Origin of the sequence: Micromonospora sp. NPDC005174, assembly GCF_040608495.1 — a bacterium.
GTDB lineage: Bacteria > Actinomycetota > Actinomycetes > Mycobacteriales > Micromonosporaceae > Micromonospora.
In genome coordinates this window covers 177,892-193,667 of sequence record NZ_JBEXIJ010000004.1, presented here as the reverse complement: position 1 = coordinate 193,667, position 15,776 = coordinate 177,892, and the positions used below count along the sequence as shown (strand labels likewise).

Below are 15,776 nucleotides of genomic sequence, written 5' to 3'. Positions count from 1 at the left end.
CGCGTCAGTCGAAGGACGGCAGGGACGGTCCGAGGACGTCGTCGGCGTCGACGATCGTGTACGCGTACCCCTGCTCGGCGAGGAAGCGCTGCCGGTGTGCCGCGTACTCGGTGTCGATCGTGTCCCGGGAGACGACAGTGTAGAAGTGCGCCTGCCGGCCGTCGGCCTTCGGGCGCAGCACCCGACCCAGTCGCTGGGCCTCCTCCTGGCGTGACCCGAACGTGCCGGACACCTGGATCGCCACCGCCGCCTCGGGCAGGTCGATGGAGAAGTTGCCGACCTTGGAGATCACCAGGGTCCGCAGCTCGCCGGTGCGGAACGCGTCGAACAGCCGTTCCCGTTCCTTGTTCGTGGTGGAGCCCTGCACGATCGGGGCGTCCAGGTATTCGCCGATCTGGTGCAACTGGTCGATGTACGCGCCGATCACCAGCACCTGGTCGTTGGGGTGCCGGTCGACGAGCGCCTTGACCACCGGCAGCTTGGTGCGCGCGGTCGCCGCCATCCGGTAACGCTCCTCGGCCTCCGCCGTCGCGTACGACATGCGCTCCGCGTCGGTGAGCGTCACCCGGACCTCGACACACTCGGCCGGGGCGATCCAGCCCTGCGACTCGATGTCCTTCCACGGCGCGTCGTACCGCTTCGGCCCGATCAGGCTGAAGACGTCGCCCTCGCGGCCGTCCTCGCGTACCAGAGTCGCCGTCAGGCCCAGCCGACGGCGGGCCTGGAGGTCCGCCGTGAAGCGGAAGATCGGCGCGGGCAGCAGGTGCACCTCGTCGTAGACGACCAGGCCCCAGTCGCGGGCCCCGAACAGGTCCAGGTGGGTGAACGCGCCTCCCTTGCGGGAGGTGAGCACCTGGTACGTCGCGATGGTGACCGGGCGGATCTCCTTGCGCTCGCCCGAGTACTCGCCGATCTCCTCTTCCGTCAGCGACGTGCGGGCGATCAGCTCCCGCTTCCACTGCCGGCCGGCGACGGTGTTGGTGACCAGGATGAGTGTGGTCGCCTTCGCCTCGGCCATCGCCGCAGCACCGACGAGGGTCTTGCCGGCGCCGCAGGGCAGCACCACCACGCCCGACCCGCCGGCCCAGAACGCCTCGACGGCCTCGCGCTGGTACGACCGCAGCGTCCACGGCTTGCGTCCGTCCTTGCCGGCCTCGGCCAGCTCGATCGGGTGCGCCTCACCGTCGACGTACCCGGCCAGGTCCTCCGCCGGCCAGCCCAGCTTGAGCAGCGCCTGCTTGAGCCGGCCACGCTCGGACGGGTGCACCCGGATCGTGTCGTCGTCGATCTTGTCGCCGAGCATGCCGGCGAGCTTCTTGCTCTTGGCCACCTCGATCAGCACCAGCCGGTCGAGCGCCCGCAGCACCAGCCCGTACGCGGGATCGTTGGCGAGCTGGAGCCGGCCGTACCGGTCCATCGTCTCGGCCACGTCGACAAGCAGCGCGTGCGGTACCGGATAGCGCGAGTACTTGATCAGCGAGTCGACCACGCCCTCGGCGTCGTGGCCCGCGGCCCGCGCGTTCCACAGCCCGAGCGGCGTCAGCCGGTACGTGTGCACGTGCTCCGGAGAGCGCTCCAACTCGGCGAACGGCGCGATCGCCATCCGGCAGGCCTGCGCATCGGGGTGGTCGATCTCCAGCAGCAGGGTCTTGTCCGACTGCACGATCAGGGGTCCACCACTCACGCCAGCGTCCTCTCCTCGGTTGGCCGTCGGGGCTGGGCGGTCACTTACCCACCGCTGGCCGACCAACCAGTGTTACACGACGGAGGACGTGGAAAGAAAGATGCTCACCGGACGCAACCAGGACGGCACTCACGAACGTCTAGTAGTGGGACAACTGTCCAGGGGAGGTGCCATGAGGCGTGTCCGGAGCATTCCCCGACTTGTTGCCCTGGTGGTGGTCGTGCTGGTCGGCGCCGGCGCGTGCACGTTCGATCCGCAGTCCGGCGGGAGTGGTGGCGGGGGAGCCGCCCCGGTCGGTGCGGCGGAGCAGGCATCGGGGGCGAGCGGCACGTCCGGGCCGGCCCAGCACGGCCGGCCCACACCGGCGTCGCCCGCCCCACGCCCGGTGACACCCTGATCGGTCGCCGCCCCGGCACCTGAGCGACACGCCCCCCTTTCCGGGTTTTATCCCCTGTCACACCGGTCGCAGGAGTGTCACGCTGGGAGTCCAGGGCCGTACCGGGCGGGGAGGCTGGGCATGACGGTCGACCGTGACGTGATCGCAGAACATGACCAGGCACCACCCGACGAGGTGTCCCGCGCGACCGTGTTCGCGTACGCCTTCGCGGCGACGCTCCTCCTCGGATGGTTCCTCTTCGGCTGGCTGGTGCTGCGGCAGGGCTTCGTCGACTCGGTCGGCGAGTCGGCGGGTGCCGGATTCGCCCTGCTGCTGATCGTGTCGGTGGTCGGCACCGTACGGCGCAGCCGCCGCTGAGCGACCGCGCCGGCGCGTCACTCGGCTCAGTCCGCCAGCACCGCCGCGGTGATCCGGTGCAGCGCGAAGGTGTGCAGCATCTCCGTCCGCTCGTCCTCGGCCCGCAGGTAGCCCGCACCGATCGAGACCGGCTTGACCAGCCGTGACGCGGTCGCCCCGTGCGCGTCCACGTACCCGACCCAGACCAGTGCCCGATCGCGGACCGCCTGCTGGAGCACGGCGAGCGCCTCGCTGTGCGTGTGCGCGGGCGCCGGGCCTCCGCCCAGCCCCGCCGCACCACCCCGGACGACTGCCGGAGCCCGGCGGGCCGCCCGCGCCGCCGCCTCACCCCGCCGGATGTGGTCCACCACGCCGAGCAGCCGGGGCATCGGCAGCTTCGGTGCGGCCAGCGGGTCGAGCGACCTCGTGGTCACCGCGACCCGCGCCGGAGCACGCCGGACCCGTGGCCGCGTCAGCACCGTGCTGCCCGTGCCGTCCTCCTGTACCGGCGCGTACCCGGCGTCCCGCAGCGCGCCGAGCATCCGGCTGACCTGGTACGGGGTGGTCAACACGGTCGGCGCGAGCCGGCGCAGCGTCAACGACTCCAGCCGCCGGTCGGCCAGCACCTCGGTGAGGAGCGCCTCGTCGTCGCTGCGCAGATACGCCCCGGCCCCGCCGGCCCGGAGCCCACCGTGCTTACGGGCGACGTCGTCCACCAGATAGCTGAGCCCCTGCGGAATCGGGGTACGTGACCGTCGACGGAACAATTCGTGCAGGTCGTCGGCCGTGTAACCGGCGTCCAGCGCCCGCCGCACGCTCGCCGTGGTGACCCGGTGCACACTCGCGCCGCCGGCCGACTCGGGTTCGGTCGTCGCCTCCAACTCGGCGGCCAACGCCGGCTCGGGTGGCCCCGGCACCACCACCGTCAGGTCGGCCTGCACCAGGAAATGGTCGACCGGGGCGGGCAGCAGCGCGTCCAACGCCCGAGCGGCACTGGACGGGTCGCCGCTCTCCGCGTCCGCGTGCAACCCCAGCGGATCGCCCGGCTCATCGGTCGACGTCAGCTCGGTCAACAACAACCGCCCGTACGAGGTGAGCGCCCCCAGCCCGGTCATGCCGAGCTGCGCCGCCTCGGCAAGCACCTCCCGGTGGGCGGCCTCCCGACCCCGGCTGCGCCGTGGTGCCCGCCAGTCCAGCAGTGCCTGTAGCTCCTCCGGAGTGGGCGCGGTCGCCGGCTCCAGATCGGCGAGCACCCCGAGCACCGCCCGCCGGGTCGCCGGCGCACCGGCCCGCTCGGCCTCCGCGGAGAGCGCGGTGATCGGCCGGTCCCGGTCGTCGCGTCGTCCGACCAACCCCACCTGCCGGGTCATGCTCATCCAGGCGCGGGCCAGGTGCTCCCACCGTTGGGCCAGGGAGCCGGCCCGCCACACCTCGTACCCGCCGGTCGGTAGCACCTGCTGGTCCGCCCCGTACCGGCCGGTGACCGAGCCGGACAGCTCCATCTCACCGGCGAGCCCGGCCGCGTACGCGACCTCCAGCAGCAACGCGGCGGTCGGCTCGTCCAGGCCGGCGGTACGCGCCAGCCGGCGCAGGTCCCGAACCCCGATACCGCCCGAACGCAGCACCGGGGCGGGCTCGACGCCGAGCTGTTCCAGCAGCCCCTCGGTGTGCCGCACCACCTCCATGGTCTGCCCGGCGCCGGCCGAGTCGACAGCCTTCGGTTCGCGCGGGGCGGCAACCACCGACGGCGGGCTGGTCTGCAACGGCCCGAGCGGGCCGCTGTCGCGCCGCAGCAGGAGACCGACCTCGCGGGGCAACTCGACGGTGCCGCCGGCCGTCGACGAGCCGGCGGAGACGGTCACCAGCAGCCGGTTGTCGACCAGCCAGCGCACCGGCGAGCCGGTAGGCGCGCCACCGTTGGTCGGGTCGGCGAGAGCGGCGTCCTGCGCGCCGATCGGCGGTGCCTGCAACGCGCCCGGGGGCACGCTGCCGACCGGCGGCCCGGCCGCCAACCGGTCCAGGATCGCCCGGGCCGACGGGGGCGCGGCGAGCAGCGTGCGGCGGAGTTTCGCGGCGTCCGCGCAGAGGGCGGCCGTGCGGTGGTCCAGGTCCGCGGCAGGTCGGCCGAGCCCAGCGGGGTACGGGGACACTTCGTCGACGGCTGCTGCCACGTGCAGCGCGTGCTCCGGCCCGTACAGCAGGAACAGCGCCCTGAGCCGGTCCACGGCGGCCCGGACGGCGGTCGGGGCTGGTGGATGCGGCCCGGCGGTCGCCATGGCGAGCACCGCGTCGGTGGCCGTGGTGCCGTCGTCCGGGCCCCGGGTGAGTCGGGCGGCGTCGAGAATCAGCAGGGTGAACTGGTCCAGCCCGTCCAGCGCGCGGGCCACCGAGACCCGGGACTGGGCACGGATGGCCAGCGCGGAGATGTCGGCCGGAACGGGCACGACGAGGTCCGGCCGCAGTTGCAGGAGTGCGGCCAGTGACTCGTCGGGCAGCGACCGAAGGTGGTCGGCGAGTGAGGTGGTCATCGTCTTTCCACGCTAGCCCGGTATCGGGCCGTCGCGCCCCTCGGACGTCCGGTCGGCTGGGCGTCGGCGGGTACGTTTCTCGGCATGTCTGCACTGACCGTCGGATTCGATCTCGACATGACCCTGGTCGACTCCCGCCCCGGCATCGCCGCGGCCTACCGGGCACTGACCGCCAGGACGGGCGTACCCGTCGACGCCGACCTGGCGGTCTCCCGGCTCGGTCCGCCGCTGCGCACCGAGATCGCGCACTGGTTCCCGCCGGAGCAGGTCGAGTCGGCCGTGCAGGTGTATCGGGAGCTGTATCCGGCGTACGCCATCACACCGACGGTCGCGATGCCCGGCGCGCGGGAGGCGATCGACGCGATCCGTGCCCGGGGCGGAAGGGTGCTCGTCGTCACGTCCAAGATCGGTCGACTGGCCCGGCTGCACCTGGATCACCTCGGCCTCGCGGTCGACGAGCTGGCCGGTGACCTGTTCGCCGAGCAGAAGGCGACCGCCCTGCGGGAGCACGGCGCGACCCACTACGTCGGCGATCACGTTGCGGACATGGTCGCTGCGGGCGCCGCCGGCGTGCCCGGTATCGCCGTGGCGACCGGCCCCTGCTCCCCTGATGAGCTGCGCGCGGCGGGGGCGAGCGTCGTGCTGGACGATCTCACCGGATTCCCAGCGGCGCTCGACGGCATGATCCAGCTAGCCTTGGAGCAGTAGCGGCTCAAGTGAAGCAGGGGTTTTCAGGTGCCTACGGGTCGAGTGAAGTGGTACGACACGGCCAAGGGATACGGCTTCGTCACCAGCGACGAGGGCGGTGACGTGTTCCTGCCCAAGGGCGCGTTGCCGGCGGGCGTCACCGACCTCAAGGGCGGTCAGCGGGTCGACTTCAGCGTGGTGGACAGCCGTCGCGGTGCGCAGGCCATGGGCGTCAAGCTGCTGGACGCACCGCCGTCGATGGCGGAGCTGCGTCGCCGGCCGGCCGAGGAGCTGCACGGCCTCGTCGAAGACATGATCAAGGTGCTGGAGGCGAAGGTCCAGCCGGACCTGCGTCGCGGCCGGTACCCGGACAAGAAGGCCGCGCAGAAGATCGCTCAGCTGGTCCACGCGGTCGCGCGCGAGCTGGAGGTCTGAGGCACCAGCCCAGCGGTGGCGGCGCGGTCGAGGAGCGCCGTCACCGCGGCGAAGCCCGCCTCGCCCAGGTCGGCCGTGAACTCGTTGACGTAGAGGCCGATGTGCCGGTCCACCACGTCGAGTTCCATCTCCTGGGCGTGCGCGAGCACGTACTCCCGGCTGACCGTCGGGTCCGCCCAGGCCTGCCGTACCGACTCGCGGATCCAGCCGGCGGCGGCCTCCGGGTCGACCGCGCCCCGCCGGGCCAGGATGGCACCGAGGGGGATGGGCAGGCCCGTGTCGGCCTCCCACCACTCGCCGAGGTCGACCAGGGCGGTCAGATGGTGCCGGTGATAGGTGAAGCGGGCCTCGTGGATGACCAGCCCGGCGTCGTAGCGGCCGGCAGCCACGCCCGGCATGATCTCGTGGAACGGAACCACCTCGATCCGCCCCGGCGGCCGTCCGGCCGACCAGAGCCGGAACAGCAGGTACGCGGTGGTCCGGTCGCCCGGCACCGCCACCGTGGCGCCGGTCAGGTCGGTGCGGTCGCCCCTGGTGAGCACCAGCGGCCCGCACCCGCGACCGAGCGCGCCGCCGCAGGGCAGCAGGTGGTAGTCGTCGAGAAGCCAGGGCAGCGCCGCGTAGCTCACCTTCACCAGGTCGAACGCACCCCGCTCGGCCGCCGTGTTGGTCACGTCCACATCGGCGTACGTCACCTCGACCGGCGGGGCGCCGGACACCCGCCCGTGCACCAGGGCGTCGAAGACGAACGTGTCGTTGGGGCAGGGCGAGATCGTCAGGGAGAGCGCCACGCCTTCACGTTAGCCCTGCGCCCGGTCGGCAGCCCGCGCACACCCCGCCCACTGTGATCCACGACGGACTGGCCGCCCGGCCTCCCGTCCAGCTCGGGCGGGGTGGGTGGGGTTACTGCGCTCCCTGTAGAGCTGCGCCCCAGACATGGGGCAAGGTGGCGCGGACTTTCTCCGGCCAGGTGAGCACCGTGCCTCGGTCGTCTGCCCGTCGGTCGGCCTGGTCGTCGCCACGCTGGCCGCCGCGGTCGACGCGGCGTTCGGCAGGCGCGCCTGACCGTCGGGGGCCAGCCCCACCCTGACGGGTCCTTTGCTCTGCTTCAACCCGCGCAACACAAGAGGCCGCCAAGTGTCGCCTCCGCTGAAGCAGAGCAAAGGACCCGCGACAGGTGGGTGGGGGCGGTCACGGGCGGCGGGCGGCGGCGAGCGGCGGGCGGCGGGCGGCGGGCGGCGGGCGGCGGGCGGCGTGAGCGGGCCCCGAGGGAGGACCGGCACCGAGCGAGGGCCGATGGGACGCGCCGCCCGCGAATCATGGGCAGCTCGACAGGATCGACGTAGGGGGATACCCACAGCAGCGTGGAGGTTGTCCACAGGGTTATCCACAGACGGGGGTGCGGCCCTCGACGTCCGAGGTGTGCCCGGGGTCAGCGCAGCGCCCGAGCCGCCTTCGTCAGCGCGCTGAGTGCCTCGCGCAGCCGCCAGGCGTCGCGGTCGCGCGGGCCGATCGGGTTGGAGATGGTACGCAGCTCGGCGAAGGGCACTCCGGCCTGTGCGGCGGCGACTGCCACCCCGTACCCCTCCATGGCCTCGGCCACCGCCTCCGGATGCCGCCGGCGCAGCTCCTCGGTGCCGGCGGCGGTCCCGGTGACCGTGCTGACCGTGAGCACCGGGCCGACCGTGGCAGTGGGCAGGGCGGCCCGCAGCGTTGCCAGCAATACCGCGTCGACCGGTACGACGCTGCCCGAGCCGAGCAGCGCGGGTGGCATGCCCAACTCGTCGATGCCGATGAAGCCGTCCGGTGAGTCGGCGCCCAGGTCGGCCGCGATGCTCGCGGTGCCGAGCACGGTGTCGCCGACGGCCGCGCGCCCGGTGAAGCCGCCGGCCACGCCGGCGCTGACCACCGCGCGGTACGGGCGACCGGCCGCCTCTGCCAGGGCCAGCAGCCGTGCGGTGGCGGCACCCGCGACTGCCGGGCCCACCCCGACCGGGGCGACGGTGATCGTGGTGGCGGTCAGCCCGGCGCTCACCGCGTCCGCCTCGGCCGGAACCGCGGTCACCACCAGCAGGCCGGTCACGGGAGTGAGCCGGGGGACTCGCGGCGGGTCTCGTCGTCCGCGCCCCCGCCCGGGCCGCCGACCGACGAGGAGGGGCGGTAGATGTGGTAGCCCGGTGGCGCGAGCCCCGGTTCCTCGTGCCGTTGCGAGGTGGCCCGGGGTGGCGCCGGCGAGACGGGCGCGACGGTCTCGTGCTCGATCGTCGGCTCGGGCTCTACCGTCGGTTCGTCCTCGACCAGTTCGTCGTCACCCAGCGGTCGGCCGGCCAGCTTCTCGGCACGCAGCCGAGCGGCGACCAGTACCCCCCGGACGGCAGCCACGACGCCCACGCCCGCGGCGACCGCGATGCCGGTCCGGCCGTCGAACGGCACCAGCCCGAGCCCACCGCCGACGACGAAGGCGAGCATGAGCACCGTCTCGGAGTGGGCGAACGAGCTGGCTCGAAGCCGCTCCGGGATGCGCTCCTGGATCGAGGCGTCCACGGCGAGTTTGGCCACCCCGCTGACCAGCGCGGTGACCAGACAGAGCAGGGCCACCATCAGCAGCGAGAACTGGATGACGGCGAGCACCGCCACCCCTGCCACGATGATCATGCTGCTGGACTGGATGGCGGTCGGTCGGTGGATGCGCAGCCGCGTGCCGACGGCCGTCGCCAGGAAGCTGCCGACGGCCAGCGCCCCGCCGACCAGTCCCAGCGCCCACTCCGCGCCCAGGTCCCGCCCGAACACGTCGGTGGTCAGGTCGCCCTTCTTGATGGCGAAGGCGAGAAAGAGCAGCAGGAAGCCGTACAGGGCGCGCAGGGTCGCTGCGCTGACCAGCGTGGCGATCACCAGCCGCCCGGCGGGTCGGCCCCGGCCCAGCGGCCGGTCCGTGCGGCGGCTCAGCGCGCGCAGCGCGCGGGGGACGCGCTCCGGTGGCTCCGAGTCCGCCTTCGGGGGCAGGCGCAGCGAGATCACCATGCCGATCAGGAAGATCACCGACGCGACGCGCAGTGGCCACTGCGGCCCGAACCAGAAGGCGGCCAGCCCGATCGGCGCCACCAGCGCGCCTGCCACCGTGCCGTAGACGCTGGCCCGCGCACCCACCTGGGAGAGGCCCAGCCCCTCCGGTAAGAGCCGGGGCACCGCCGCCGAGCGGGCCACGCCGTACGCGCGTGACAGCGCGAGCACACCGAACGCCGCCGGATAGAGCCCGAAGCCGTGGATGTAGTCGGAGATCAGCCAGGCCAGGAACGCCCGGCCGAGCATGGTGGCGGCCAGCGCATACCGCCGGCCGTGTCGGAAGTGGTCCAGCAGCGGCCCCACCACGGGCGCGAGCATCGCGAACGGCACCATGGTCACCAGCAGGTAGAGCGCGACCTTGCTGCGCGCCTCACCCAGCGGCACGTTGAAGAAGATCGTCCCGGCCAGGCCGATGGCGATCAGGGTGTCACCGGCGCAGGAGACGGCGTGCAGATCGAACAGGCGGACCATGCCGACCTCGCCGCCGGCGCCCCGCGTCCGGGCCCGACCGGCCCGACGGGTCACCCAGCGGCCGCTGCCCACCGAACCGCGCAGGAGCAGGCGGATAGCCCGGATGCCGGTGCCGACGGTCCGCCCGAGGAGGGATCGCCCGGAGTGGGAGTACGGCGGCATGTGCACCATCCTCGCCCATGTGACCCAGGTGTGCCGCACCACTCACGGCGAAAGGTTCCCCGGGAGTCCCTGTCACCCCTGCGGGGAGCATGGGGAACAATGGTTAGGTGACCAGGCCTGTCTCCACCCGTGCCGCCCGTCTTGACCAGGTCTGCGCCGCCGCCGTCGAGGTGGCCCGCGCTGGCATCACCGAGGTGGAAGCCGACGACGTCGGCGACCACCTGCAGGTCGTCGCCGAGGGTGAACGGCTGGTCACCCACTACTTCGAATGCCGCCTGGCCGGCTACCGCGGCTGGCGGTGGGCGGTCACCGTCACCCGCGTCTCGCGCAGCCGCACGGTGACCATCTGCGAGACGGTGCTGCTGCCCGGCCCGGACGCGCTGCTCGCTCCCGGCTGGCTGCCCTGGCAGGAGCGCCTCAAGCCGGGTGACCTCGGCCCGGGCGACCTGCTGCCGACCGCCCCGGAGGACGAGCGGCTGGCCCCCGGCTATCTGCTCTCGGACGACCCGGCCGTCGAGGAGACGGCTTGGGAGTTGGGTCTCGGTCGGGCACGGGTGCTCTCCCGGGAAGGCCGGACCGACGCGGCGCAGCGCTGGTACGACGGCGACCACGGCCCGTCGGCGGCCATCTCCGCCGCTGCCCCGGCAGCCGCCCGCTGCGGCACCTGCGGCTTCTACCTGCCGTTGGCCGGGGCGATGCGGCAGGCGTTCGGCGCGTGCGGCAACTTCTACGCCCCGGACGACGGCCGGGTGGTGAGCGCCGACCACGGTTGCGGCGCCCACTCCGAGACGCTGATCGAGGCCGCCGAGACCGCGGTCGAGGACCTTCCGACGGTGTACGACGACAGCGCGATGGAGGCCATGTCGGTCAGCCGTGCGCCGGGTTCGGTCGAGGCGGGGGAGCCGGCGGAGCCGTACGGGCACTCCTGATCGCCCGTACCGCGGGCGGTCGGCGCGTTCAGCTCGCTCGGCGGCGGCGTCGGTTGGCGTCGTGACGCATCATGGCGGCGAGGCCGGGGAAGCCCCACAGGAAGCCGGCCAGGCAGGTCCAGAGCCAGTTCTCGTGGTGGTGCTCGGTCAGCCAGCCCCGGAAGAACACCAGCAGCACCAGCCCGACGACTGCCCACACGATCAGGCCGGCGACGGCGAACGGCACCATCGGCGGGTCCAGCGGCGCGGGGCGCGGTGGCTGGTCGTTCGGCATCGGGCAAGCGTACGCGATCCACTTCCCCTGCCCGGCGGCGATCTGGGACGATGCGCGCGACAACCGGAAGATCACCTGCGAGGTCCTCATGGCAGTAGCGCCGCCCGAGAACGACACACCTCCCAACCCCGCTCAACCGCGTAACAGCTTCGACCGGTTCTTCGAGATCTCTGCCCGCGGCTCAACGTTGAGTCGTGAGGTACGAGGTGGCCTGGCGACCTTCTTCACGATGGCGTACATCGTGGTGCTCAATCCGTTGATCCTGGGCGGTGCCGTCGACGGTGACGGCAAGTCCCTTCCGATTCCGGCGCTGGCCGCGGCGACCGCGCTGGTCGCCGGCCTGATGACCATCCTGATGGGTGTGGTTGGCCGGTTCCCGCTGGCGCTCGCCGCCGGTCTGGGCGTCAACGCCCTGGTGGCGTACGAGATCGCTCCCGAGATGACCTGGGCCGATGCCATGGGTCTCGTGGTGATCGAGGGCGTGATCATCACCGTACTGGTGCTGACCGGTCTGCGGACCGCGGTGTTCCGCGCGGTGCCCACCCAGATGAAGACCGCGATCGGCGTCGGCATCGGCCTCTTCCTGACCATTATCGGCCTGGTGGACGCCGGCTTCGTCCGCCGGATCCCGGACGTCGCGAACACCACCGTGCCGGTCGGCCTGGGCATCGGCGGCAAGCTGGTGAGTTGGCCGCTGCTGGTCTTCGTCCTGGGCCTGCTGCTCACGCTGGTGCTGGTGGTGCGCCGGGTGAAGGGCGCGATCCTGATCGGCATCCTGACGTCCACGGTGCTGGCCGTCATCGTCGAGGCGATCGGCAACATCGGCCCGTCGTTCGTGGACGGGAAGCCCAACCCGAAGGGCTGGGCACTGAACGTGCCGGAGTTGCCCAAGACGGTGGTGGACGTGCCGGACCTGTCGCTGCTCGGCAAGTTCAACGTGCTCGACTCGTGGGGCCGGGCCGGCTGGGTGGTCGTGCTGATGTTCGTCTTCACCCTGTTGATCACGGACTTCTTCGACACCATGGGCACGATGGTGGCGGTCGGTCAGGAGGGTGGACTGCTCGACGAGCGGGGCACCCCGCCGAGGGCCAAGGAGATCCTGCTGGTCGACTCGATCGCGGCGGCGGCCGGTGGTGCGGCCAGCACCTCCAGCAACACGTCGTACATCGAGAGTGCCGCCGGTGTCGGGGAGGGTGCCCGGACCGGCGTGGCCAGCCTGGTCACCGGCGTCCTCTTCCTGCTGGCGATGTTCCTGGCGCCGCTGGTGGTGATCGTGCCGTTCGAGGCGGCGTCGACGGCCCTGGTGGTGGTCGGCTTCCTGATGATGACCGCGGTGCGGACGATCGACTGGTCGGACTACGAGATCGCCATTCCGGCGTTCCTCACGATCGTGCTGATGCCGTTCACCTACTCGATCTCCAACGGCATCGGCGCTGGTCTGATCACCTTCGTGGTGGTCAAGCTGGCCCGGGGCAAGGCCCGGGAGATCCACCCGCTGCTGTACGGGGTGGCAGTGCTCTTCGTGCTGTACTTCCTGCGCGGGCCCATCGAGTCGCTGGTGCTCTAGACGCGTCCGGGCGGGGGGTCGATCGTGATTCCCCGCCCGGAGCAGCACAAACATCCTCGTGAGCCTGGTCATAACGGATGTCGTTAGCCAGGCTCATTAGTTAAGCTAACTAATGTGACGGAGCGGACGGTGACGGCGGAACGCGTGCCACCGGCGCAGCTGGCTCCCCAGTTGCGAGATGCGATCACCCGACTCAACCGGCGGGTCCGACGGGCCCGGCCGGTCGGCGACCTCACGGTCACCCAGGTCTCCGCGCTCACCAGCCTGCGGCTGGCGGGCGGGATGACGCCCCGGGAACTGGCCGAGGTCGAACGGGTGCAGCCACCGACGATGACCAAGATCGTCGCGAAGTTGGAGGACCGTGGCCTCGTGCGGCGGACCCCCCATCCGACCGACGGCCGGCAGGTCATCCTCGCGGCGACCGAAGGAGGGCAGGCCGTGCTCGACCAGTTCGAGCGGGCCCGCGACGAATGGCTGGCCCACCGGCTGGCCGCGCTCGACGAGGACGAACGGGAGACCCTGCACAGGGCCGCCGAGATTCTCCAGCAGCTCGCTCGCGCCTGAGCCCGCGCCCGCGCCACCGGGCCGTGCCGTCACCTGTCGATGACGCGTACGTCCTTGAGGAGGCGCACCGAGAGTGCAGGCCAAGCTGAGCACGATGTTCCAGTCCCTACAGGTCCGCAACTACCGCCTTTTCGCATCCGGGCAGCTGATCAAACTGATCGGCGTCTGGATGATGTTCATCGCCCAGGACTGGCTCGTCCTCGAGCTTTCCGACAACTCCGCGACCGCGCTCGGCGTGGTCACCGCCTGCCAGTTCACGCCGGTGCTGCTGCTCACCCTGTTCTCCGGCCGCCTCGCCGACCGGTACGACAAGCGGGTCCTGCTGTTCGCCGCCAACGCCTTCTGGACGGTGCTGGCGCTCGGGATGTCCGTGCTGGTCCTCACCGACCTGGTGCAGCTCTGGCACGTCTTCGCGTTCGCCGCGCTGCTCGGCGTCGCCAACGCCGTCGAGACCCCGGTCCGCCAGGCGTTCGTCTCCGAACTGGTCGGCACGCCGCTGCTGCCCAACGCGCTGTCGCTGAACGCCGCCGTGTTCAACTCCGCCCGGATCGTCGGTCCGGCCGTCGCCGGTCTGGCCATCGCCGCCTTCGATGTCGGCCCGGTCTTCCTGTTCACCGCCGTCAGCTCCATCGCGCCGCTGGTCAACGTCGTCCGGATGCGGACCGCCGAACTGCAGCGCGACGCGCTCCTACCGCGTGACGAGCGGGCGTCCGCGAAGGTCGTCGACGGCCTCCGGTACGTCTGGCGGCGACCCGACCTGCTGCTGCCGATGGCGGTGATGTCGGTGATCGGCATGTCGCTGTTCAACTTCCAGCTCACCCTGGCCGCGCTCGCCAAGACGGTCTTCAACACCGGCGCCGCCTCCTTCGGCCTGTTCAGCACCGCCCTTGCCGTCGGCGCGCTGGGCGGCGCCCTCAGCGGCACCGGCCGGCGGAGCCGCCCGTCGGTGTGGCTGGTGCTCGGCGCGGCGATCGGCTGTGCCAGCTTCGGTACCCTGGTCGGCTTCGCGTCGACGTACTGGCTGGTCGTGGCGCTGCTGGTGCCCACCGGCTTCTTCATGGTCTTCTTCGCCCAGGCCGCCAACCAGCGTGTCCAGCTCGGCGTGGACGCCGCGTTCCGGGGACGGGTGATGGCCCTGTGGGTGCTGGTGTTCCTGGGCACCAACCCGGTCGGCGCACCGCTGATCGGCTGGGTGGCCGAGCACTTCGGCGCTGGCGCGAGCATCTGGATGGGCGGGCTGATCTCGCTGGCCACCGCGCTGATCGCGCTCACCTGGCAACTGCGCCGCTCCGGTGCGCGACTGCGCTTCCGTGTGCTGCCCATGCCGCGCTTCTACGTCACCTCCGCCGACTGCTGAGCTGCGCGCCCCGGGTCCCCGCCGAGTTGGGCTGGGGCCCGAGCGCGTGGCGGGAGTCCCGATCGGCGGATAGCGCGGATGCGGCCAAATCGGTGGCGAGGCGGTACGACAGGGCTTAGCGTCGATATGTGGGAGTCGGACGCGCGCTGATGCTGGCCCTGGCGTTCCTCGCCGTGGCCAGCATCCCGGCGGTGTTCGCCCTGCTCTTCTGCTACGACGAGATTCTCGACCGGGTGGTCTGCGGCTGGGCCGAGTGGCGCGAGCGCCGGCGGGAGCGACGCACGATCGCCCGCCTCGACCGGGCCATCGAAGCCGAATCGCTGACCCGCGACATCGACCTCAGCGAGTTCGACAGCGCCGACCGTCGTCCCCTGGAACAGCTCGCCGCCGACCTGCGCCGCCTCGGCGGTCAGCGGCTCGGCGGCATCGGCCGACCGATGGTCTGGCACGGCGCGGTGGTCCAGGCGTACGACGATCGGCTCCGGCTGGCCTGCCGCGCCCTCGGGATCACCGAGCATCTGGCCGAGCTGACCGGCGTCGACCAGGAGATCGAGCGGGTACGCGTCGAGGGCGTGCTGCACGCCGCCGGGCTGACCCTGCCGGCTGCCCGGGCCGGGCACCGGCAACGGCACCGCTGAACGGTCGGACGGTTGCGGCTCTTCGTCGCGGTCTATCCGCCCGTGGAGGCGGTCAACCATCTTGGCGCGCAGGTCGCGCGGCTGCGGGTCGGCGCGGCGACCGCCGCCGGTGCCCGGGTACGGCTCGTCGACCCGGCGAATCTGGCGCGGCCCGGCGACCGCATGGACGAGGCTGATGTCGAGGCCGACCGGGTCGTGCTTGACGACTACCAGGGACCGGAGTGGCCGGCGACCGAGCTGCTGCTGATGCGCAGCCAGGCCAGGTCGGGACGCCCGCGTTACGAGCGGCTCGCCGCCTGGCCGCTCTGACTCGGCGAGCCGGCGTGAACGGCCTCGGTGGGAATATCGTGCCCCTGAGCTTGCTTTAGTCCGCCTCGATGCCGGCGGCCCTCAAGATCTGACGGACCCGTTCGCGGCTGTAGCCGGTCCGCTTGACGAGATCCACTTGCCGGGCACCGGCTCGGTACTCCGCCACCATCGTTCTGTGCAGATCGGCACGGGCCTGCTCGACCGTGGTTCGAGCATCGGCCTTTATCTGCCGAGCGGTGCGGGCAGCCTGTTCCTCCGCTCGAGGTAGCGCCTCTTCAGCGGCCCTCAGTGCACGCATAGCCCCTTCGAGATCCACTTGGCCATCTTTGCTGGAGGCCATCTAGGCCAAACATATTGGGTTCTTAAGTAGGCCAA

Annotated in this window: 17 protein-coding genes; 10 read left to right on the top strand and 7 right to left on the bottom strand. The window is 71.9% G+C overall.

Features of this window, described 5'->3' with window-relative positions; genetic code table 11:
* Positions 1-4 precede the first annotated feature (4 nt).
* Positions 5-1,684 (bottom strand): DNA repair helicase XPB, encoded by a 1,680-nt coding sequence (locus ABZU91_RS07335; RefSeq protein ID WP_355235330.1) that lies wholly within the window; start codon positions 1,682-1,684, stop codon positions 5-7.
* Positions 1,685-1,856: 172 nt separating this feature from the next.
* Between ABZU91_RS07335 and ABZU91_RS07330 the strand changes: the two genes are divergently transcribed.
* Both ABZU91_RS07330 and ABZU91_RS07325 read left to right on the top strand, forming a co-directional pair.
* Positions 1,857-2,081, top strand: coding sequence for a hypothetical protein (locus ABZU91_RS07330; RefSeq protein WP_355235328.1), 225 nt, complete (start codon positions 1,857-1,859; stop codon positions 2,079-2,081).
* 120 nt (positions 2,082-2,201) lie between these two features.
* Positions 2,202-2,438 carry a hypothetical protein gene (locus ABZU91_RS07325; RefSeq protein WP_355235326.1) on the top strand — a complete coding sequence of 79 codons (237 nt, stop codon included), beginning with the start codon at positions 2,202-2,204 and terminating at the stop codon, positions 2,436-2,438.
* Positions 2,439-2,464: 26 nt separating this feature from the next.
* On the opposite strand, the gene ABZU91_RS07320 is transcribed toward ABZU91_RS07325, so the two are convergent.
* A complete protein-coding gene (locus ABZU91_RS07320; RefSeq protein WP_355235323.1) occupies positions 2,465-4,945 on the bottom strand; it encodes a helicase-associated domain-containing protein in 2,481 nt (826 codons plus the stop codon).
* A gap of 84 nt (positions 4,946-5,029) precedes the next feature.
* Between ABZU91_RS07320 and ABZU91_RS07315 the strand changes: the two genes are divergently transcribed.
* Together ABZU91_RS07315 and ABZU91_RS07310 are read left to right on the top strand one after the other, a co-directional pair.
* Positions 5,030-5,653, top strand: coding sequence for an HAD family hydrolase (locus ABZU91_RS07315; RefSeq protein WP_355235320.1), 624 nt, complete (start codon positions 5,030-5,032; stop codon positions 5,651-5,653).
* 27 nt (positions 5,654-5,680) lie between these two features.
* Positions 5,681-6,067 (top strand): cold shock domain-containing protein, encoded by a 387-nt coding sequence (locus ABZU91_RS07310; RefSeq protein WP_074316242.1) that lies wholly within the window; start codon positions 5,681-5,683, stop codon positions 6,065-6,067.
* Here ABZU91_RS07310 and ABZU91_RS07305 read toward each other — a convergent pair.
* The 3 genes from ABZU91_RS07305 to ABZU91_RS07295 form a co-directional block, all read right to left on the bottom strand.
* On the bottom strand, positions 6,028-6,858 hold the full coding sequence (locus ABZU91_RS07305; protein ID WP_355235317.1) for a 1,4-dihydroxy-6-naphthoate synthase: 831 nt from the start codon (positions 6,856-6,858) through the stop codon (positions 6,028-6,030). The two genes, ABZU91_RS07310 and ABZU91_RS07305, sit on opposite strands and share 40 nt — an antisense overlap.
* A gap of 641 nt (positions 6,859-7,499) precedes the next feature.
* Positions 7,500-8,150: a futalosine hydrolase gene (locus ABZU91_RS07300; protein WP_355235314.1), complete on the bottom strand. Its 651-nt coding sequence runs from the start codon at positions 8,148-8,150 to the stop codon at positions 7,500-7,502.
* Positions 8,147-9,763 carry an MFS transporter gene (locus ABZU91_RS07295; protein WP_355235312.1) on the bottom strand — a complete coding sequence of 539 codons (1,617 nt, stop codon included), beginning with the start codon at positions 9,761-9,763 and terminating at the stop codon, positions 8,147-8,149. Before ABZU91_RS07295 ends, ABZU91_RS07300 begins: the two co-directional genes overlap by 4 nt.
* A gap of 107 nt (positions 9,764-9,870) precedes the next feature.
* Here ABZU91_RS07295 and ABZU91_RS07290 point away from each other — a divergent pair, with 107 nt between their 5' ends.
* Complete coding sequence (locus tag ABZU91_RS07290) at positions 9,871-10,692, top strand: DUF3027 domain-containing protein (RefSeq protein WP_355235309.1); 822 nt, start codon at positions 9,871-9,873, stop codon at positions 10,690-10,692.
* 28 nt (positions 10,693-10,720) lie between these two features.
* Here ABZU91_RS07290 and ABZU91_RS07285 read toward each other — a convergent pair whose 3' ends face one another.
* A complete protein-coding gene (locus tag ABZU91_RS07285; RefSeq protein ID WP_355235306.1) occupies positions 10,721-10,966 on the bottom strand; it encodes a DUF2530 domain-containing protein in 246 nt (81 codons plus the stop codon).
* A gap of 88 nt (positions 10,967-11,054) precedes the next feature.
* Here ABZU91_RS07285 and ABZU91_RS07280 point away from each other — a divergent pair, with 88 nt between their 5' ends.
* From ABZU91_RS07280 to ABZU91_RS07260, 5 genes are all read left to right on the top strand, one after another.
* Positions 11,055-12,533 carry an NCS2 family permease gene (locus tag ABZU91_RS07280; RefSeq protein ID WP_355235303.1) on the top strand — a complete coding sequence of 493 codons (1,479 nt, stop codon included), beginning with the start codon at positions 11,055-11,057 and terminating at the stop codon, positions 12,531-12,533.
* A gap of 114 nt (positions 12,534-12,647) precedes the next feature.
* Complete coding sequence (locus ABZU91_RS07275) at positions 12,648-13,097, top strand: MarR family transcriptional regulator (RefSeq protein WP_355235301.1); 450 nt, start codon at positions 12,648-12,650, stop codon at positions 13,095-13,097.
* 73 nt (positions 13,098-13,170) lie between these two features.
* Positions 13,171-14,454: an MFS transporter gene (locus tag ABZU91_RS07270; protein WP_355235298.1), complete on the top strand. Its 1,284-nt coding sequence runs from the start codon at positions 13,171-13,173 to the stop codon at positions 14,452-14,454.
* Between the two features lie 128 nt (positions 14,455-14,582).
* Positions 14,583-15,092 carry a hypothetical protein gene (locus tag ABZU91_RS07265; RefSeq protein WP_355235296.1) on the top strand — a complete coding sequence of 170 codons (510 nt, stop codon included), beginning with the start codon at positions 14,583-14,585 and terminating at the stop codon, positions 15,090-15,092.
* 12 nt (positions 15,093-15,104) lie between these two features.
* A complete protein-coding gene (locus ABZU91_RS07260; RefSeq protein ID WP_355235293.1) occupies positions 15,105-15,401 on the top strand; it encodes a hypothetical protein in 297 nt (98 codons plus the stop codon).
* 55 nt (positions 15,402-15,456) lie between these two features.
* On the opposite strand, the gene ABZU91_RS07255 is transcribed toward ABZU91_RS07260, so the two are convergent.
* Positions 15,457-15,741, bottom strand: coding sequence for a hypothetical protein (locus ABZU91_RS07255; RefSeq protein WP_355235291.1), 285 nt, complete (start codon positions 15,739-15,741; stop codon positions 15,457-15,459).
* Positions 15,742-15,776: the final 35 nt, after the last annotated feature.